The 19,175-nt window shown below is 66.2% G+C and carries 18 protein-coding genes; 9 read left to right on the forward strand and 9 right to left on the reverse strand.

Annotated features, from left to right (window positions below; genetic code table 11):
* Positions 1 to 8 precede the first annotated feature (8 nt).
* Genes hutG through hutI form a run of 3 tightly spaced genes read right to left on the reverse strand, consistent with a single transcriptional unit; the run spans position 9 to position 3,625 of the window.
* The gene (gene hutG, locus GB927_RS19945) at positions 9 to 809 is read right to left on the reverse strand and encodes an N-formylglutamate deformylase (RefSeq protein ID WP_256118961.1); all 801 of its coding nucleotides are present in this window, start codon (positions 807 to 809) and stop codon (positions 9 to 11) included.
* A gap of 1 nt (position 810) precedes the next feature.
* Entirely contained in the window at positions 811 to 2,346 is a 1,536-nt protein-coding gene (gene hutH, locus GB927_RS19950; protein ID WP_256118962.1) for a histidine ammonia-lyase, read from the reverse strand.
* A 52-nt stretch (positions 2,347 to 2,398) separates the two neighbouring features.
* On the reverse strand, positions 2,399 to 3,625 hold the full coding sequence (gene hutI / locus GB927_RS19955) for an imidazolonepropionase (RefSeq protein WP_256118964.1): 1,227 nt from the start codon (positions 3,623 to 3,625) through the stop codon (positions 2,399 to 2,401).
* 109 nt (positions 3,626 to 3,734) lie between these two features.
* On the opposite strand from hutI, the gene GB927_RS19960 reads away from it, so the two are divergent.
* Both GB927_RS19960 and hutC read left to right on the forward strand, forming a co-directional pair.
* Entirely contained in the window at positions 3,735 to 5,078 is a 1,344-nt protein-coding gene (locus tag GB927_RS19960) for a formimidoylglutamate deiminase (protein ID WP_256118965.1), read from the forward strand.
* 31 nt (positions 5,079 to 5,109) lie between these two features.
* Entirely contained in the window at positions 5,110 to 5,916 is an 807-nt protein-coding gene (gene hutC / locus GB927_RS19965) for a histidine utilization transcriptional repressor HutC (protein WP_256118967.1), read from the forward strand.
* Between the two features lie 149 nt (positions 5,917 to 6,065).
* On the opposite strand, the gene GB927_RS19970 is transcribed toward hutC, so the two are convergent.
* Positions 6,066 to 8,024, reverse strand: coding sequence for a CHASE2 domain-containing protein (locus GB927_RS19970; protein ID WP_256118968.1), 1,959 nt, complete (start codon positions 8,022 to 8,024; stop codon positions 6,066 to 6,068).
* A gap of 170 nt (positions 8,025 to 8,194) precedes the next feature.
* Between GB927_RS19970 and GB927_RS19975 the strand changes: the two genes are divergently transcribed.
* Together GB927_RS19975 and GB927_RS34305 are read left to right on the forward strand one after the other, a co-directional pair.
* Positions 8,195 to 8,737 carry a Pycsar system effector family protein gene (locus GB927_RS19975; RefSeq protein WP_439655518.1) on the forward strand — a complete coding sequence of 181 codons (543 nt, stop codon included), beginning with the start codon at positions 8,195 to 8,197 and terminating at the stop codon, positions 8,735 to 8,737.
* A 96-nt stretch (positions 8,738 to 8,833) separates the two neighbouring features.
* Positions 8,834 to 9,796, forward strand: a complete 963-nt coding sequence (locus GB927_RS34305) for a CatB-related O-acetyltransferase (RefSeq protein ID WP_305112014.1) — start codon at positions 8,834 to 8,836, stop codon at positions 9,794 to 9,796.
* An 18-nt stretch (positions 9,797 to 9,814) separates the two neighbouring features.
* On the opposite strand, the gene GB927_RS19985 is transcribed toward GB927_RS34305, so the two are convergent.
* Complete coding sequence (locus GB927_RS19985; RefSeq protein WP_256118969.1) at positions 9,815 to 10,006, reverse strand: hypothetical protein; 192 nt, start codon at positions 10,004 to 10,006, stop codon at positions 9,815 to 9,817.
* Entirely contained in the window at positions 10,003 to 10,170 is a 168-nt protein-coding gene (locus GB927_RS19990) for a hypothetical protein (RefSeq protein ID WP_256118970.1), read from the reverse strand. Before GB927_RS19990 ends, GB927_RS19985 begins: the two co-directional genes overlap by 4 nt.
* A gap of 291 nt (positions 10,171 to 10,461) precedes the next feature.
* Between GB927_RS19990 and GB927_RS19995 the strand changes: the two genes are divergently transcribed.
* From GB927_RS19995 to GB927_RS20005, 3 genes are all read left to right on the forward strand, one after another.
* Positions 10,462 to 11,538, forward strand: coding sequence for an MraY family glycosyltransferase (locus GB927_RS19995; protein ID WP_256118971.1), 1,077 nt, complete (start codon positions 10,462 to 10,464; stop codon positions 11,536 to 11,538).
* Positions 11,539 to 11,554: 16 nt separating this feature from the next.
* Positions 11,555 to 12,388 (forward strand): glycosyltransferase family 2 protein, encoded by an 834-nt coding sequence (locus GB927_RS20000; RefSeq protein WP_256118972.1) that lies wholly within the window; start codon positions 11,555 to 11,557, stop codon positions 12,386 to 12,388.
* A gap of 177 nt (positions 12,389 to 12,565) precedes the next feature.
* Positions 12,566 to 13,150, forward strand: a complete 585-nt coding sequence (locus GB927_RS20005) for a putative colanic acid biosynthesis acetyltransferase (protein WP_256118973.1) — start codon at positions 12,566 to 12,568, stop codon at positions 13,148 to 13,150.
* A 3-nt stretch (positions 13,151 to 13,153) separates the two neighbouring features.
* On the opposite strand, the gene GB927_RS20010 is transcribed toward GB927_RS20005, so the two are convergent.
* From GB927_RS20010 to GB927_RS20020, 3 genes are read right to left on the reverse strand one after another with little or no spacing between them, the layout of a single operon-like run.
* The gene (locus GB927_RS20010) at positions 13,154 to 14,341 is read right to left on the reverse strand and encodes a glycosyltransferase (protein WP_256118974.1); all 1,188 of its coding nucleotides are present in this window, start codon (positions 14,339 to 14,341) and stop codon (positions 13,154 to 13,156) included.
* Positions 14,338 to 15,579, reverse strand: coding sequence for a glycosyltransferase family 4 protein (locus GB927_RS20015; RefSeq protein WP_256118975.1), 1,242 nt, complete (start codon positions 15,577 to 15,579; stop codon positions 14,338 to 14,340). The genes GB927_RS20010 and GB927_RS20015 overlap by 4 nt, the downstream gene beginning before the upstream one ends.
* Positions 15,576 to 16,838 carry a glycosyltransferase family 4 protein gene (locus GB927_RS20020; RefSeq protein ID WP_256118976.1) on the reverse strand — a complete coding sequence of 421 codons (1,263 nt, stop codon included), beginning with the start codon at positions 16,836 to 16,838 and terminating at the stop codon, positions 15,576 to 15,578. The genes GB927_RS20015 and GB927_RS20020 overlap by 4 nt, the downstream gene beginning before the upstream one ends.
* A 291-nt stretch (positions 16,839 to 17,129) precedes the next feature.
* Here GB927_RS20020 and gmd point away from each other — a divergent pair, with 291 nt between their 5' ends.
* Entirely contained in the window at positions 17,130 to 18,200 is a 1,071-nt protein-coding gene (gene gmd / locus GB927_RS20025; protein WP_256118977.1) for a GDP-mannose 4,6-dehydratase, read from the forward strand.
* Positions 18,184 to 19,173 (forward strand): GDP-L-fucose synthase family protein, encoded by a 990-nt coding sequence (locus GB927_RS20030; protein WP_305112021.1) that lies wholly within the window; start codon positions 18,184 to 18,186, stop codon positions 19,171 to 19,173. The genes gmd and GB927_RS20030 overlap by 17 nt, the downstream gene beginning before the upstream one ends.
* The last annotated feature ends 2 nt before the right edge of the window (positions 19,174 to 19,175 follow it).

The raw sequence follows: 19,175 nt of genomic DNA on the forward strand, positions 1-19,175 counted from the left end.
TCCCGGGATCAGCGTGGAAGGGTGGAGGCGAGCGCCTCAAGACGGTTCAGGATGTCTGTCAAAACAATGCGCAGCCGCGCGGCCTTCTCCTCGTCGAGGGCGAAGGGCGGGGCTTCCGTGGCAAGATGGCTCACCTGCGCGAGTTCCATCTGGATGGCGTGCGCGCCGGTTTCCGGCTTGCCGTAATGGCGCGTCGTCCAGCCGCCCTTGAAGCGGCCGTTAAGGATGCTGGTGTAGCCCTCTGCCTTCGCACAGGCGTCGAACGTCGCCGTCTCGATGGCCTTGTCGCAGGTGCGGCCCATGTCGGTGCCGACGTTGAAATCCGGCAGCCGGCCTTCGAACAGGAAGGGGATCAGCGAGCGGATAGAGTGGCAATCGTAGAGGATGGCCACGCCGTGGATCGCCTTGACGCGCTCGATTTCGGCGGCAAGGGCCGCATGATAGGGCGCGTGGAAATTGGCGAGCCGGGAGGCGATGTCCGCCTCGGTCGGCGCCTCGCCGTCCTTCCAGATCGGCTTGCCGTCGAAATCCGTTTCCGGAACGAGGCCCGTCGTGTTCTGGCCGGGATAGAGGCTGACGCCGGCCGGATCGCGATTGGCATCGATGACGTAGCGGTGGAAGGTGGCGCGCACGGTCGTCACGTTCGGCAGCAGGCCGTCATACAGACGCTCGATATGCCAGTCCGTATCGGCGAGGATGCGGCCGTTGTCGTTCAGGCGTTCCCATATGTCGGCCGGCACGTCCGTACCGGTGTGCGGGAAGGCGAGGATGACGGGCGAGGTGCCCTGGTGGGTTTCGAACACCGCCATGTCAGGCCTCCAGAACCGGCAGGATGCCCTTGGAAACAGAGGCGCCGAGCGCGCCCGACGAGACGAAGCTGCTGGCGGCGGCGAGATCCGGGGCCATGTAGCGGTCCTCTTCCAGCGTCGCGACGACCGTGCGCAGCGTTGCCACGACCTTCTGCAATTCCGGGCTGGTGACGAGCGGCGCGCGGAACTCGATGCCCTGGGCGGCCGTCAGCGCCTCGATGCCGATGATGGCGGAAAGGTTTTCCGTCATGCGCAGCAGGCGGCGGGCGCCGTGGCAGGCCATGGAGACGTGGTCTTCCTGGTTGGCGGAGGTCGGCGTCGAATCGACCGAGGCCGGATGCGCCATCTGCTTGTTTTCGCTCATCAGCGCGGCCGAGGTGACTTCCGCGATCATCAGGCCGGAATTGAGTCCCGGCTTCTTGGCTAGGAAGGCTGGCAGGCCGAAGGACAGCGCCGGGTCGACGAGCAACGCGATGCGCCGCTGCGAAATCGCGCCGATCTCGCAGACCGCAATGGCGATCTGGTCGGCGGCAAAGGCGACGGGTTCAGCGTGGAAGTTGCCGCCCGAGATGACGCTGTTGTCGGACAGCACCAGCGGATTGTCGGTGACGGCATTGGCTTCGATTTCGAGCGTGCGGGCGGCGGAGCGCAGGATATCAAGGCAGGCGCCGTCGACCTGCGGCTGGCAGCGGATGCAATAGGGGTCCTGCACGCGCTCGTCGCCGGTGATGTGGCTTTCGCGGATGACGGAGCCGGCAAGCAGCGCACGCAGCGACGCGGCGGCATCGATCTGGCCCTTGTGGCCGCGCAGCGTGTGGATGTCCGGATGGAACGGTGCGGAGGAGCCCATGGCGGCATCGGTGGACAGCGCGCCCGTAACCAGCGCAGCCTGCGCGGCGCGGTGGGCGCGGAAGAGGCCAGCGAGCGCCAACGCGGTCGAAACCTGCGTGCCGTTGATGAGCGCGAGGCCCTCCTTGGCGGCGAGCACGACGGGCTTCAGGCCGGCTTTCGCGAGGGCTGCACCGCCGGAGAGGCGTTCTCCGGCATAAATCGCTTCGCCTTCGCCGATCATCACGGCCGCCATATGGGCGAGGGGCGCGAGGTCACCGGAGGCGCCGACGGAACCCTGTTCGGGGATGACCGGGATAACGCCCTTTTCCTGCATGGTTTCCAGCAGGCGGACGATATCGAGGCGCACGCCGGAGGCGCCGCGGCCGAGCGAGATCAGCTTCAGCGCCATGATGAGGCGCACGATGTTTTCGGACAGCGGTTTGCCGACGCCGCAGCAATGCGACAGGATCAGGTTGCGCTGGAGCGTGGCGACATCGGCAGCTGCGATCTTGATGGAGGCGAGTTTGCCGAAGCCGGTGTTGATGCCGTAGACCGGCTCGTCGCCGCCGGCGATTTCCGCGATGCGGGCGGCGGCCTTTTCGATACCGGCGTCGAAGGACGGTTCGAGACGGGCGGAGATGCCGGTCCAGTAGATGGATTCAAGGGTTTTGAGGGGCACGGAGCCCGGATGAAGCGTGATCGTCATTTTGCATTCCTCGATGCAGCCCGGCCTTCGAATTGACCTGCTGCGAATTGACCTAATGTCCGCTGCGGATACGGGCAAACATGGGATTGAAGCCCATGCGGTAGACCAGTTCCGCCGGCCGGCCGATGTCCCAGAGGACGAAATCGGCCCACTTTCCGGCTTCGAGCGTCCCCACTTCGTCGACCAGGCCCAGCGCGCGGGCGGCTTCGCGGGTGGTGCCGGCAATGCATTCCGTGACGGTCATGCCGAAGAGGGTGGCGGCCATGTTCATGGTGAGGAGGAGCGAGGTCAGCGGCGAGGTGCCGGGATTGGAATCCGTCGCGACGGCCATCTTCACGCCGTGCTTGCGGAAGAGCTCGACCGGCGGCTTCTTCGTCTCGCGGATGAAATAGAAGGCGCCCGGCAGGATGACGGCGACCGTGCCCGCCTGCGCCATGGCGGCGGCACCCGCATCGTCGGTATATTCGAGGTGGTCGGCCGAAAGCGCGCCGTAGGAGGCGGCAAGGGCCGCGCCGTTGAGGTTCGAAAGCTGGTCGGCATGCAGCTTGACCGGCAGGCCGAAGCGCTTGGCGGCATCAAAAACCTTCGCCATTTCCCCCGGCGAGAAGGCGATACCTTCGCAAAAACCGTCCACCGCATCGGCAAGGCCTTCCGCCGCGATGGCCGGCAGCATTTCGCCAATGACCTTGTCGATATAGGCGGCCTTGTCGCCGTTCATCTCCGGCGGCAGCGCATGGGCGCCGAGGAAGGTGGTGCGCACGGTCACGTCGCGCTGCTCGGCAATGCGTCGGGCGGCGCGCAGCGACTTCAGTTCGTTTTCGGTATCGAGGCCGTAGCCGGATTTCAGCTCGACGGTCGTGACACCCTCGGCGATCAACGCGTCGAGGCGGGGCAGCGTCTGGCGCACGAGATCGTCTTCGCTGGCAGCGCGCAGCGCCTTGACCGAGGAGACGATGCCGCCGCCGGCGCGCGCGATCTCCTCATAGGAGGCGCCGGCAAGCCGCAGCTCGAATTCATGGGCGCGGTCGCCGGCATGCACGAGATGGGTGTGGCAATCGATGAGGCCGGGGGTGATCCACCGGCCTTCGCAATCGACGGTTTCCGCAGCGGAGAATTCGGCAGGCAGGTCGGCTTCAGGACCGACGAAGGCGATGCGGCCGTCGCGCACGGCGATCGCGCCATCTTCGACGATGCCGAGGCCGGGCAGGCTCTCGTTGAGCGTCGCCAGCCGGGCATTGCGCCAGACGCGCACTGTGTCCTTTTCCGCTGCTGATACCATGATTGCCTCTTCCCTGTGATGAAGATAATGTATATACATAATCGCAGAGGACGCAAGAGCGAATTTGCGGATCGGCGTCGAAGATAGATCGGAAGAGGGAGGGAGCGGCATGGCCGTCATTCATGCAAGGCAGGCGCTGCTTACGGGCGGTTGGGCGAAGAATGTGCGTCTCCATATCGAAGGCGGCCGCATCGCGCGCCTCGAAACGGATGCCGCCGCCGCAGCGGGTGACGAACGCCACGACACCATCGTCGCCGGCATGCCGAACCTGCACAGCCACGCCTTCCAGCGCGGCATGGCGGGCCTTGCGGAAACGCGCGGGCCGGGCAGCGACAGCTTCTGGAGCTGGCGCAACGTCATGTATCGCTTCGCACTGTCCATGACGCCCGATGATGTGGAAGCCGTCGCCGCCCAGCTCTATGTTGAGATGCTGGAGGCCGGCTTTACCCGCGTCGGCGAATTCCACTACCTGCACCATGACAAGGACGGCGGGCACTATGGCGACATCGCCGAAATGGCCGTGCGCATCGCTGCGGCCGCGTCCGACACCGGCATCGCTTTGACGCTGCTGCCCGTCTTCTACGCCCATGCCGGCTTCGGCGGCACGGCGCCGGGCGAAGGGCAGCGCCGTTTCATCAACGACCGGGACTCCTACGCCGTGCTGCTGGAGCGTTGCCGCACGCTGACGGATGCGCTGCCCGGCGGCGTTACCGGCGTCGCCCCGCACAGCCTGCGCGCCGTCACGCCGGAAGAGCTTTCCGCCGTCGTCACCATGGCCGGCGACAAGCCGATCCACATCCACATCGCCGAGCAGGTGAAGGAAGTGGAGGACAGCATCGCCTGGTCCGGCCGCCGCCCGGTGGAATGGCTGCTCGACAACCAGGCCGTCGACGGTCGCTGGTGCTTCATCCACGCCACGCACATGACGGACACCGAGACGCGCGGCATGGCGGAAGCCGGCGCGATCGCCGGCCTCTGCCCGATCACCGAAGCCAATCTCGGCGACGGCATCTTCCCGGCGGAGTTTTTCGCCGCCGGTGGCCGATTCGGCGTGGGTTCTGATTCCAACGTGCTGATCGGCCTGCCGGACGAACTGCGCCAGCTGGAATATTCCGAGCGTCTCGCCCACCGCGCCCGCAATGTGCTCGCCGCCCCCGGCGGCTCGACGGGCCGGGCGCTGTTTGATGGCGCGCTGGTCGGCGGCGCCGCGGCGTTGGGCGTGGATGCGGGGATCGCCGCCGGCAACGCGGCAGACTTCGTCAGCGCCAAGGCCCGTCACGGCCTTGATCTTGCGGGCGACGCACTGCTCGACGGCTGGATTTTTGCCAACGGTGCCGAGGTCGATTGCGTCTGGGTGAACGGGCGCAAGCAGGTCGAGGGTGGCCGCCACGCGGCGCGCGAAAAAATCGGCCGGCGCTTCACCGCGACGATGCGGGCGCTCACGGACGCCTGAGGGCGTATTGTAAGGCGGGCCTGCCTTTCCTATGACTTGTCCCACCGGGCGATTGCGTCCGGCAAGCGCGGAGGCGACCATTTCCATCGACCAGGAGAAGACACGGACCGAGGCCAAGGAGCCGCCGCTGCATCGCCGCATCTTGGAGGAAGTGGAAGGCAAGATCCTCTCGGGCGAATGGCCGCCGGGCCACCGCATTCCCTTCGAGCACGAGCTGACCGAGCAGTACCAGTGCTCGCGCATGACGGTGAACAAGGCAATCACCGAGCTGGTCAAGCGCGGCCTCATCGAGCGGCGGCGCAAATCCGGCAGCTATGTCACCCATCCGCATGCGCAATCGGCCGTGCTGGAGATCCACGATATCCGTCTGGAGGTCGAATCGCTCGGGCTGCGCTATCGCTACGAGAAGCGCACGCGCCTCGACCGCTCGGCAAAAGCGGCCGACCGCCGCCTGATGGACCTGCCGGAACCCGCACCGCTGACGGAGATTTCCGCGCTGCATTTCGCCGGCGCCCAGCCGTTCTGCCTGGAGGATCGCCTGATCAACCTCGTCGCCGTGCCGGAGGCCGCGGCCGAAACCTTTGACGATACCGCGCCCGGCGCCTGGCTGATCAGCCGCGTGCCGTGGAGTGCCGCCGAACACCGCATCCGTGCCGTCGGCGCCGATGCCCGGGCCGCGGACCTGCTGGCGATCGCCCCCGGCACGGCCTGTCTGGTCGTCGAACGGCGCACCTGGAGCGGCGGCGTCTACATCACCCATGTGCGGCTGACCTATCCGGGCGAAAAACACGAGCTCGTCGCCGAATTCGCTCCGTCGCATCCCAAGCAAAACGCCTGAACCCTTAGGACCAATCGACATTCAGCCCATGCCGGTCTGCAGATGGCGCTTTTGCGTGCTTCCGGTGCTCACGTACATTGAGTACGCTGCGCTCCGGGTCACGCAAAACCACCATTTTCGCCACGGCCTGAGCTGAATGTCGATTGGTCCTAGGCGCCGCCCGCGAAATGTTCGGACCGGATGGTGGCGTAATAGGGCGCCAGCGACGGGCTTGCCTCGCTCAGCACATCGAAGGTCGCGTCGTCGGCCGTCAGCCGTCCGGCATATTTGTCCTCGATGAAGCGGGCATGCTGGGCCTTCGCAGCATCCGGCAGGCTGCGCAGGGCGGTGAACACCGGCGCGGCCCCGCTGCGCCCCTTCACCGTGATACGGTCGAGCTCCAGCACGGCGAAATCCGTCGCCGCCAATATCGCCGTGCGCTCGCCGATGAGCAGCGGCACGCCATAGGCCTTCGACGCCCCCTCCAGCCGCGAGGCGAGGTTCACCGCGTCGCCCAATACCGAATAGTCGAAGCGCTGCGAGGAGCCCATGTTTCCGACCACGCAGTCGCCGGTATTGATGCCGATGCCGATGCGCAGGGCGTGATAGGGCGTGCCGCTCGCTGCCGCCTCCGCCTTCAGCTTGGCATTCAGCGTCGCCATCGCATCGAGCATGTCGAGCGCGGCGGCGACCGCATGCCTGGCATGGTGCTCGTCGTCGAGCGGCGCATTCCAGAAGGCCATCACGCAGTCGCCGATATATTTGTCGATCGTGCCGCCATGTTTCAGCACGATGTCGGACAGCGGCGTCAGCAGCCGGTTGATCAGCGTGGTCAGTTGTTCAGGGTCGTCCTTCATCGTCTCGGCGATGGTGGTGAAGCCGCGTACGTCGCAAAACAGGATGGAGAGCGTGCGCCGCTCGCCACCGAGTTTCAGCTGCGAGGGGTCGCGGGCGAGCCGCTCGACGAGGGCGGGCGAGAGATATTGCGAGAAGGCGCGCACGATCTCGCGCCGCCGCCGCCGCTCCTCCGCATAGTCGAGCGCCGTCTGGCCGGCAGCGACCAGCAGCAGCGCGACGGTGGGGCCGATCGGTGAAACGAAGAGCGTCGCCTCGCGGATCAGCGCGAAGCTCAACAGCGCGAGCACCGCCGTGGCAAACATGCTGAGCACGACCGTCTGCCAGCGCGTCGCGCGCCGCACGAGCGCCGCCGAAAAAAGTGCCGCAAGGGCGACGGACGCGATGGCGAGCGGCGTATCGGCGCGGGTGATCGCCGCACCCGTGGTGAGGTTGTCGAAGATCGTCGCCTGGATTTCCGCCCCCGCCACCAGCCGGCCGGTATGCACCGTATAGGGCGTGGCGAAGGCGTCGGCGCCGCCGGAATTGATGACGGGTGCATTCTGCAGGCTGAGGCCGACGATGACCACGCGGCCCTTGAACATGTCCTTCGGCAGCATGTTTTCCGGGTCGAGCGCCTGGTAGTAGGAGACGGTCGGGTAGCTGCGCGAGGGGCCGAAGGATTGCAGCAGTTTTCCCGCGGGCGAGACCGCCGCCTTGCCGGCGATGCGGGCAAGCGCCAGCGCAAAGCCATCCTCGTAGCGCGGCAGGTCGCGAAAGACCCCGTCGCCGCCGAGCGTGATGGAAGCGATGCCGGTCACGGCGCCGGCTTGCGAAAAGGCCGGCAGCGGCGTGGTGCGCAGGAACTGCTCGGCCTGTGGCGTGACGATGACGCTCTCGTCGCCGGCGAGCACCACGTCCGGCCCGAGCGCCTTGGCGAGCGCCGCATCGGAAGCCGGGTTGGACGGCTCGGCGAAGATGATGTCGAGCCCGATCGCCGTGGCGCCGGCCTTGCGCAGGCTTTCGATCAGCCGGGCGTGCAATTCGCGCGGCCAGGGCCATTGCGCGTTGATCTCGGCCAGCGACGGCTCGTCGATTGCCACGATGACGGGGCTTTCGGCCGGCGGGCGTGGGTCGTCGAGGGTGGAAAAATAGTCGAAGGCGCGCAGGTCCGCGAGCGACCAGCCCGGAAGCTGCGGCAGCGCGGAAACCAGCACGATGACCGCGAAGGTGAGCACCGCGAGGCGCTTGCTGCGGCGCGACCATCGGTACGGAAAGCGCAGTCCCGTCTTCATGCGCCGGTGCTCCGGGCAGGGCGCGGCAGGGTAGGACGGGAGGGCGGGACGAGGCTTCGCATGGCGCCAGCACTCGACATCCCCTCAAAAAAGTCAAGCGGCGCCGCATGCATGCCGTTGCTTTCCAAAACCTCTCGGCTATCAGGAAGAAAACGGGGAACGAAAGCGACATGGCGGCGGCGGATGATCGGCAAAGCATTCTCGAACGGGCAATGGGCGGCGCTCCGGGCATTGCGGTCGAGCATTTCGACCATATCCGCCGCATCAACGACGTGTTCTACGACCAGGTGAAGATTTCCGACCAGAAGGCCGCCTATATCTTTACCTTCATGCTGGCGCTGCTCGTCACCTCCACGGAAAGCCGCGCCGTGTTCACCTGGTCGCGCTATGCGGACGCCGACCTGTCCACGATCGTCTTTTCCGGCCTGCTCGCCTTCGCGCTGGTCTTTTCGATGGTCTCTGCGATCCTCGTCGTGCTGCCGCGCCGCGTCGACAAGGCGACCTCGCTCTTCTGGGGCGCCTGGCCGCACCATCGCGAGGGGTTCCGCAAGGCCGCCGAGACCCGCGATATCGACTATCTCTTCGAGCAATACATGCAGAACGCCGACGCCATCGCCGTGATCGCCAACGACAAATACCGCTTCGTCGGCTTCGCCTTCCGCGGCCTGCTGTTGACGGTCATCGCCTATGTCGCGCTGCTCGCGACGCGGTGAAGGCAGCGATAGGGGTTCGGGCGGCATTTTGCTGTTGGCTTTGCCAGCAGGAATTCTAAGGTGCGGGGCGGGTTCACCTCCTAACGAGGATCGAGAATGATGGACATGCACGGCCTGAACGCTGCTGCTTATCGCAATGACAATGCAGAAGAGGGACGGCGTCCGCTCGAAAGCTTCGGCATTGCCAACATTCATGTCCACCGCGCGAAAATCTGGCACAAGGGCCATCTTCTTGTTGAAAGCCCGGTCTGGCTTGCCGGCGATATCTCTTCGCGCGGAATGATCGGCGCCTACACTTTCCTGCGGGGCAATGTCCGGATTTCCGGGCAAACGGCGCATATCGGGCGATACTGTTCGATCGCCCCCGGTGCGGTGATCGGCGACAGCAACCACCCGACCGACTGGCTCTCGACGCATTCCTTCCAGTGGGGAGACGGCCAGTGGATTCCGTCCGAGGCGATGCGGCAGTTCACCAGCCCGCCCAAGCAAGTGCCGCAGCGCACGATCGTGGGCAGCGACGTCTGGATCGGCGCCAACGCGATCATCCTGCCCGGCGTGAACGTGGGCGATGGCGCCATCATTGCGGCGGGCTCCGTCGTCTCGCGCGATGTTCCTCCCTATGCGATCGTCGGCGGCATCCCTGCGCGCATCATCCGGCACCGTTTCGACGAAGAGACGGTCGCCCGCCTGATGCGCGTACGGTGGTGGCGGTTCCGGCTCGACGACCTGTTCGACATACCGTTCAACGATATCCAGCTGGCTCTCGCCGAGCTGGAAAAGCGGCTGGCCGCTGGTAAACTGCGTGAACTGGAGCCGAAACTCTACGCGGTGGCGAAAAAAGAGATCACCGAACTGAACGATGCGAAGGCGCTGCGATTGTTCCGCAAGCGTCTCCACGGTGCCGAAACCAAGGCCAAGACGCCTGCCGCCGCCCCGCCGAATGCGGAGCCGGTTGCCGCCGTGTCCTCGTTTGCCCGGCTCAAGCCGTTCCTACCGTGGATTACGGCGTTCATTGCCGGCATCGTGGGAAGTGCAGCCTGGGAGATCGCGTTCGGCTGACGGCCTGAAACGTTGTCGTCACGAAGGCCGCCATGCCTCGTCGTCTCCGCGCGCCATGATCAATGTCGCGATGGCGAGCCGTTCCTCGACGGCGTCCCGCTCGGCGATCATCGTGCGCAAGGCTTCCAGGGCATTGCCGTTGTGAAAGGCCAGGATTTCCAGCGCTTCCTCGCGAAAAACCTGCTTTTGCCGTCGATCCGCGCGCATCATTGAAGCCGGAGCTCCAGCTGGCGCTTGCTCTTCAGCACGTAAAGGGGCTTGGCGACCGCCTCCAGCTTGCGCTGGAACTCGGCCCGGTGGGCCTGCTGCTTTTCGCGCAGCGCCCGGCAGGCGGCGACTTCGGCAAGGGCACGTTCGACGGCATCGGTTTGCATCGGCACCTCCATTTGTTCTCTTTATGTTCCATTTTCATCGACGGATGTCAAGCCGCGAATCGGCGCGCCAAAACAAGGCGGTGCCGTGTGAAACCTGTCCAAAGGGAGGAGAAGGGCGCGGAAAGGGAGTAGGCGTGTGTACCCCTGCGGGTGGATTCCTTCGCTTCGACGAGGGTCCCTTGACCTTTTGCTCAAATGTCGGCCCCGCATTTCTATCGCTATGCTTGCATCATCGTCCATGCAACCTGATCGCTCCAGATCAGGGCATCGCGGCGATTGCAGGGGCGTCATATGATTTTCTTGCTGCTCGAAAGCTCGGCGTCTCTTGCGTTGAGCGCCTTCTTCGTCGTCCTGTTGCGTTCATTGTCAGTTCCCCTTCACCTCATGGATCTGCCGGATCACCGGAAGATCCATGAGGGTGCCATCCCGCTGTGCGGCGGCATCGCGATCTTCCTGGCGTTCGCCGGCATCAGCCTGCTCGCTTCAGGCCCGATGGCTTGCGGGCCGGGCTTCTGGGCGGCGACGCTGCTGATCGTCGGGCTCGGCGTCGCGGACGATCGGTTCGCGCTGCCCGCCCGCTTCCGCTTCGGGGCGCAGGTGCTGATCGCGATCACGCTGATCTCCGCCGAAGGACTGGGACAAGTGTCGTTCGGCGACCTGCTGGAACTGGGGATCGTCTTCGGCCCCATCGGCCTTCTCGTGCTCTCCGTCGCTTTCATCGTCGGGCTGATCAACGCCTGGAACATGCTGGACGGCGTCGACGGGCTTGCCGGCGGCAGCGCCGTTGCCGCGCTGGTGTGGATCCTCCTCCTGTCGCTGCACGCGGGCGCCGAGGGGCTGGTCGTTCCGGTCGCCCTCCTGCTGGCGGCGATCGGCGGCTTTCTCATCTTCAACCTGCGCAGCCCCTGGCGCGCCCGCGCTTCGGTCTATCTGGGCGATGCCGGCAGCACGGCCCTGGGCGGCATTATCGCCTACCTGATCCTGTGCCTGTCGAACGGCGCGGAGGGGCTCGCCTTCCAGAGCCTGCTCTGGCTGGTGATCATTCCGGTGGTCGATACGCTGAGCCTGATGGTGCGCCGCATGCTCGATCACCGCAGCCCCATGTCGGCGGATCGCCGGCACCTGCATCACCTGCTGATCGATACCGGGTTTTCGCCCGCGGCCACCAGCTATGTCATCGTCCTGGTGTCGTTCCTGTGCGGGGGCGTCGGCTATCTCGGCCTGGTGTTCAATCTTCCGGGGCCTGTGATGGTGATCGGCCTCGTCTTCGTCGCGATCGCCCATACCGCATTCGTGCTCGCCGCCGAGTCCGCCACACGCCGGCGGGTCCATCGCGCCGCCCGTCCCTCAATTAAGCTGCAGATGTAACGGGGGAGGGCGGCCGATGTCGATTTCCGTACTGATCATGACGCTGAACGAGGAGAGAAATCTCCCCGCCTGCCTGGCCTCGCTCGACTGGTGCGACGATATCGTCGTGCTCGATTCCTACAGCACCGACAGGACGGTGGAGATCGCAAAGGCGGCGGGCGCCCGGGTCTACCAGCGGGTGCACGATACCGAATCGCACCAGCGCACCTACGGGCTGAAAGAAATCACCTACAAATATCCCTGGGTCTATACGCCGGACGCCGACGAGGTGACGCCGCCGGACCTGCGCGACGAGATGCTGGCGATCGCCCGCGATCCGGTGCGCCCCGAAAGCTCCTTCCGCATCCGCTACAAGAACATGTTCATGGGACGCTGGATCAAGCACAGCAGCCTCTACCCGACGTGGATCACCCGCCTCGTGCGGCCGGATCGCGTGCGCTACGAGCGCGACGCCCATTCGCGCTGCCTGCCCGAGGGGCCGGAGGGGCGGCTCAACGCCCATTTCATCCATTACAGTTTCAACAAGGGCCTGAACGCCTGGTACGACAAGCACAACCGCTATTCCTCCTCGGAGGCGCGCGAGACGGTGATCAGCCTGCGCGAGAAACGCGTGCCCTGGCGCGACCTGCTGAGCGGGGTGCCCGAGGTGCGGCGCCGCGCCATGAAGGAACTGTCGATGCGCCTGCCGTTCCGCCCGGCCGCGCGTTTCCTCTACATGTATATCCTGCGCGGCGGGTTCAGGGACGGCTGGGAAGGCTACCACTACTGCCGCCTGCTCGCCGCCTATGAATACATGATCGTCATCAAGACGGAGGAGCTGCGGCGGCGGGAGGAAGGCCTGCCCGTTTGACCAGGTTCGTCCGTACGGGGTTGTGGGCGGTACCCCTTGCCTGCGACCGCCGCCGGGAGCGGGAGATGCGAGGCCCCCGCCTCCTGGCGGTTGCTTGTCCGGGGATGCCGACCGTCGTGGCCAGCGGACGCGGCGTTGAAACTCATTGCGTCACGCCGATGCCAGGGAGGCCCATCCATGAAATCCCGTTATGACGATCCGGCCTTCGACACGCTGGGCCTTGCCGCACCGCTGCTCGGCGGGCCGACCTTCGCGCTGCGCTTCCGGCTGATGCGGCTTGCCTGGCTCATCGCCTGGCGGTGCCTTGCGGCATGGACGCCGTCGCCCTTCCATCCCTGGCGCAATCTTTTGCTCCGCCTTTTCGGCGCCAAGCTCGACCCCACGGCGATCGTGCATGGCAGCACGGTCATCTGGTGGCCGGGCAACCTCACCATGGGGCCGAATGCCTCGATGGGGCCGGGCGTGATCTGTTACAATGTCGCGCCCGTGACGCTGGAGGCGCTGGCGATCGTGTCGCAGCGCGCGCATCTGTGCACGGGCACGCACGATATTCAGCAGCCGGCCTTTCCGCTCGTGGCGCGGCCGATCGTGCTGCGCCGCAACGCCTGGATCGCCGCGGAGGCCTTCGTCGGCCCGGGCATGGAGGTGGGCGAGGGGGCGGTTCTCGGTGCGCGTGGTGTCGCGGTCCGGGCGCTGGAGCCGTGGACGGTCTATGCCGGCAATCCGGCGCGCGCCGTCGCCAGCCGCCGGCAGATTGGTTAGCCATCAGGTGGTGGGAAGCCCGACATTCTCGGTTGCCGGCGCATAGGCCTCGTAGAGGCCGATCGTCAGTTGGGCGATGCGCGGCCATGTGTAGTTTTCGAACACCAGCCGACGACCGTTCTGCCCCATGGCGCGGGCTGCCGGCGCATTCGAAAGCGTTTCGACCAGGGCGCTCGCGACATCCCTCGCATCGAGCGCCACGACCGCGCCCGCGCCGGCAACGGCCACTTCCGGAAAATGGCAGGCGCGGGTGATGACGACCGGCGTGCCGCAGGCGAGCGCCTCGGTGATCGCCACGCTGAACCCCTCCTGCCGGCTGGGCAGGCAGAAGCAGGCGGCGGAAACGAAGGCTTGCAGCTTCGTCTCGCCATAGAGCGGGCCGACCATGAAGACGCGCCTTTCGAGCCCGAAGCGGCGGACGAGATCGCGGAAGTCGTCCTCCGCGCCGCCATCCGGCCCCGCCACGACGAGATCGACATCCGGGCATTCCTGCGCGACCCGCTGGAAGGCGTCGGCCAAAAGGTCGAGGCCCTTCTTGTAGTGCAGGCGGGAGAGGAACAGCACGAAGCGCCGTTCTGCCGGCAGGCCGATCAGCGTGGGAAAGGTCTTGGCGGAGGGGAGGTGTTCGAATTCCTCGATGAAGACGCCGTTCGGAATGATCTCGGCCGGCGCCTTCAGGCCGAGCGGCCGCATCAGCTCCGCCTCGTCGCGGTTGAGGGCGTGGATGAAGGCCGCATGGTCGAGCATCCGGCGGCAGCCAAGCGCCAGCGCCAGGCGTTTCTTCCAGGGCTTTTGCGCAAGGCTCCAAGTGTCGAGCATGCCGGCCGGGCACACGCAATAGGGCACGCCGTTGCGGGCGGCGATGGCGGCGGCGAAGACGAGAATCGGTTCCCAGACGCCGTGCAGGTGGACCTGGTGGGCATCGGCGAGGATGCGCGCCAGAAGCGGCCGCGCCTTGCGGCAGAGCACCTCTTCCAGCCTGCCCGGCGGCACGGCGTGCCAGACGATGTGCTGGAAGCCGGGAATGGCCTCGCCGAGCCGCGCCACATGGCCGAGCGTCTGCGTGTCCGCCTGGCTCACCACATGCACCGCATGGCCGAGGTTGGCCTGGGCCGCTGCAAGCCGCATCACGACCGCCTGCGGGCCTCCCTTGTCCGGGTCCATGGTGGTGATGACATGGACGATTTTCATGGCTCGTCGCCATGGGGGGCGTGCAGCCGGGACAGCACGTCGAGAAGGCGCGCGCCGTATCTGTCGACGGTGTGGCTGGCCGCCGTGCGGCGTGCATTGGCCGACATGGTTGCGCGGACGTCCTCGTTGTCGGCGAGGTAGCGCACGGCATCGACGATCGCCTGCGGGTCGCGCTCCGGCACGATCAGGCCCTCGACGCCATGCCGCACGACGCTGCCCGTGCTGTAGGTGGTGATGACCGGAAGGCCGGACGCCAGCGCCTCGTAGATGACGGTGGCCGACCCCTCGCAAAGCGAGGGCAGCAGGAAGACATCCGCCCAGCGGTACTCCCCGGCGATCTCGGCGCGCGGCACGATGCCCCTGAGCTCGATCGACCGGCTCATCCGGCGGCGAACCGGCTCGGGCAGCCGGTGGGGGCCGGCCATGCGCATGCGCACGGCAGTGCCGAGGCGCTCGGCGGCTTGCAGCACATAGGGCGAGCCCTTGCGCAGGCCCACCTCTCCGATCGTCAGGACGTGCAGCGGGCCTGGTGCGCGGGGCGTCGGATCGGAGCGGTCCTTCGCGTCGACGCCGTAGGGCACGACGACGCAGCGTTCCGCCGGCCCACCCTCGGCGATGACATGGTCGCGGACGAAATCGGACGGGCAGACGATGCAGTCCGCCAGCGCCCATTCGGCGCGTTCGCGCGCCGCGAAGGTTTCGGCATGCGGGTTCTTCGCCGGCGGGCCGGCCCAGTCGGGAAAACGCCCCATCTCTTCGGCGAGGATGGCCTCCAGCACGGCGCGAGGCGCCACCATCTGCTCGACGGCGACCCAGAGGCCCTGCTTCTTGGCGGCGCGCATCTGTTCCAGCGCGTCGCCGCTATAGGCATAGAGGCCGGCGGCGTTGTGAAAACCACGGGCCGCGACGAGCGTCGAGAAGCGGCTGCCGGCCCACACGGCATGGGACATTTCTCCGGCCTGGTCCTCCATGCGCAGGCGCCGGATGGCGGAGCGCACGCCGAAGAGCGGAAAATCCGTGATCAGTTCCGGCGGAACCCCATTTGGCACGCGCCCGACCAGCCGCCGCACCGGCCGCGGCAGTATCGATTGGGGCAACCGGTGGAGGAGCGAAGGCCAACTCTTGGTGCCGCAGATATCGGTGAAGAAATGGCCGAGCCGGCCTTCCTTCGCCAGGATGCGGGCGACGGCATAGTGCATGCGGGCGCCGAGCTGGCTGACGACGACGGTGTCGGTCATGACGTCTCCTGCTCCAGCAGGACGGCGCGGGCCGGCGCGGGCGTGGTCTCGGCGAGATCCCGCAGCAGCACGCGCCAGGTGGCGAGCGCGCGGTCATAGGCGTAGTCGGCTTCGAGCACGGCCCTCGCGGTCTCGCCCATCGCGACGACCCTTTCCGGCGATGCCGCCAGCTCGGCGATCGTGCGGGCGAGCCTTTCGGCCTCGCCGATCGCGATGTTCACCCCGCAACCCTCGGCATCGATGACGGCCGCGACGCTGCCTTTCGGATCGCCGATGAAGAGCGTCGGCCTGCCGGCGGCGAGGATGCCGTAGAACTTGCTCGGGATGATGCAATGTTCGAGGCGCGGTAGCAGGGAGACGACGTGCAGATCCGGCACGCCAAGACTTTCGGCAAGCTGTTCGGCCGGTTGCAGCGGCTTGAAGGCGACATTGGCGAGGCCGCGTTCGCGCACGGCACCCTGGACGGAGGCGAGCTTGTGGCCGCCGCCGACCATCAGGAAGCGGATGTCCTGCCGGTCCTGCAAAAGGGTCGCGGCCTCGATCAGCGTGGCGAATTCATGGGCGCGGCCAAAATTGCCGGAATAACCGACGACGAATTTATGGGTGTAGTCCCAGGCGGCGCGAAGGGGGTTTTCGTCGCGCGGCACAGGGCGGATCTCGGCGGCATCGGACCAGTGGTGCAACACGCGCATGCGATCTGCCGGTGCGCCGCGCGCGAGCAGGTAATCCGCCATCCGCTCCGTCGGGCAGATCGTGAGGCGCGCGCGGGCGACCGACCGGTCGCGCAGCCAGGCGGCGATCCGCCCGAGCACGGGCGCCCTTCTGAAGAGGCCGAGTTCGATGGCGGTTTCGGGAAAGAGGTCCATGACCCAGTTGACCATCTCGCCGCCGCGTAGCCGGATGGGCAGCGCGCAGCCGAGCGAAATGAGCGGCGGATCGGTGCAGACCACCACCACGTCGCCGCGCCGGACATTGCGGATGAGCCAGCCGAAGGCCGCGAGGTGGAAGGAGAGGTAGTCGATGGCGCGGCCGGGCAGGGTGCCGCGGCCGAAGCGCGAGGTGGAAAGCCTGACGACATCCACGCCGGAGCAGGTTTCCCGCCCGGCGAGGGGAACGTCGGCCTGGTCATGGCGGGTGCGGCTCGCGACGACCGCGACCTCGCCGCCCTGCCGCGCCAGGCCGAAAGCGAGCGCCGATACCATGCGGCTCGTCGCCGACTGGTCGGGATGGAAATATCGATTGACGAAGATCGTCCGCATGAGCCCCCCGGGATCACAATTCCTGCGGGTTACGATCCTGCAATACGCGGACGGGCGGCAAGTTCTCCAAAGGCGCTAGGGGGTATTTTGCCCCCGCACCCGGCCTACGCCTTCCGACGAGGGTGGCTAGACCTTCGTCGGGCGGAGGTGCGGCCTCGTCCGATCCGGAGAAAGCGAGACGATCCCCGTCCCCCGAACGGCCACCTTGCCGCGCGGACCGCGTCATCGCTAACTCACGAGACGACGGGCAGCGAAGAATTGTGCCCGCATGCCCCTCCTGCGAGAGCGACAATGCCTGAAAAAACAGCCTTGATCATCGGCGTGACGGGCCAGGACGGCTCCTACCTGACCGAGCTTCTGCTTTCCAAGGGATATCGGGTGCACGGCCTCAAGCGCCGCTCGTCCTCCTTCAATACGGCCCGCATCGATCATCTCTATGTCGATCCGCGGTCACCCGGGGTGCGCTTCCACCTGCATTTCGGCGACCTGACCGATGCGACGAACCTCTGCCGGGTTATCCAGGAGGTCCAGCCGGACGAGATCTACAATCTCGGCGCCCAGAGCCATGTGCAGGTAAGTTTCGAGACGCCGGAATATACCGCCAATACCGACGCGCTCGGCACTCTGCGGCTTCTGGAGGCCATGCGGCTCTTGAAGGTCGGCGAACAATGCCGCTTCTACCAGGCATCGACCTCGGAACTCTTCGGCGGCATCAAGGAAACGCCGCAACGGGAGGGAACGCCGTTCCATCCGCGCAGCCCCTATGCCGCCGCGAAACTCTACGCCTACTGGATGACGGTCAACTACCGTGAGGCCTACGGCTTCCACGCGTCGAACGGCATCCTCTTCAACCATGAAAGCCCGCGCAGGGGCGAAACCTTCGTCACACGCAAGATCACCCGGGCGGTCGCGGCTATCGAATGGGGGCTGCAGGACAAGCTCTATCTCGGCAATCTCGATGCGAAGCGCGACTGGGGGCATGCACGTGACTATGTGGAGGGCATGTGGCGGATCGTGCAGCAGGACGTGCCGGACGACTACGTGCTGGCCACGGGAGAGGCCCATACGGTGCGGGAATTCGTCGAGTGCGCCTTCGATGTGGTGGGAAAATCCATCGAATGGGACGGCGTGGGTGTCGACGAGGTCGGTTACGAGCGCAAGAGCGGCAAGCCGCTCATCCAGATCGACCCCCGTTATTTCCGCCCCGCGGAGGTCGATATCCTGCTTGGCGATGCGAGCAAGGCGCGCGAGCGGCTCGGCTGGCGCCAGACGGTGACCTTCGGCGAGCTCGTCTCGGAGATGGTCGAATCGGACCTGCGGGTGATCACCAAGGAGGAGGGGCGAAATGATCTCCACGGCTGAAGACGACACGGTATCCTACGACCTGCGTGGCAAGCGGGTCTGGGTGGCCGGGCATTCCGGAATGGTCGGCTCGGCGCTCATGCGCCGGCTGAAACGGGAGCGCTGCGACATCCAGACGGTGACGCGCGAGGACCTTGACCTCACGCGCCAGTCCGATACGGAAGCCTGGATGCGCAAGGCGCGGCCGGAGGCGATCTTCATCGCCGCCGCAAGGGTCGGCGGCATCGGCGCCAATGCGCGCTACCCGGCGGAGTTTCTCGCCGAAAACGCCCTCATCCTCCTCAACATCATCAAGACGGCCTCCGAACTCGGCGTCGAAAAGCTGCTTTGCCTCGGATCGAGCTGCATCTACCCCAAACATGCCGAGCAGCCGATCACCGAGGACGCCTTGCTGACCGGCAGCCTGGAGCCGACCAACGAGGCCTATGCCATCGCCAAGATCGCCGGCATAAAGCTCGCCAGCGCCTATGCCGAGCAGCATGGCTGTCGCTTCATTTCGGTGATGCCGACGAACCTCTACGGCCAGAACGACAATTTCGACCTCGACCATTCGCATGTCATCCCGGCGCTAATCCGCAAGATGCACGATGCGCGGGTCAGTCATCGCGACAGCGTCGTGGTCTGGGGCACGGGCACGCCGAAGCGGGAGTTCCTGCATGTCGACGACCTCGCCGACGCCTGCGTCTTCCTGATGAAGGGATATGAAAGTCCCAAACTGATCAATATCGGCTCGGGCGAGGAGATCAGCATCGGCGAACTCGCCTTCCTGATCGCCGACGTCATCGATTTTCGCGGCCGCATCGTCTTCGATGCCTTCAAGCCGGATGGCGCGCCTCGCAAGCTCCTGGACAGCTCCCGCCTTCACCGGCTCGGCTGGTCGCACAAGATCGCGCTTCGCGCCGGCATCGAGGAACTCTATCATCGCTGGAGGACATCGGGCCGCAACAGCCTGGTCAAGCAGCACCATCCGTAGGT

This window comes from Shinella lacus (assembly GCF_010994755.1).
Lineage (GTDB): Bacteria > Pseudomonadota > Alphaproteobacteria > Rhizobiales > Rhizobiaceae > Shinella > Shinella lacus.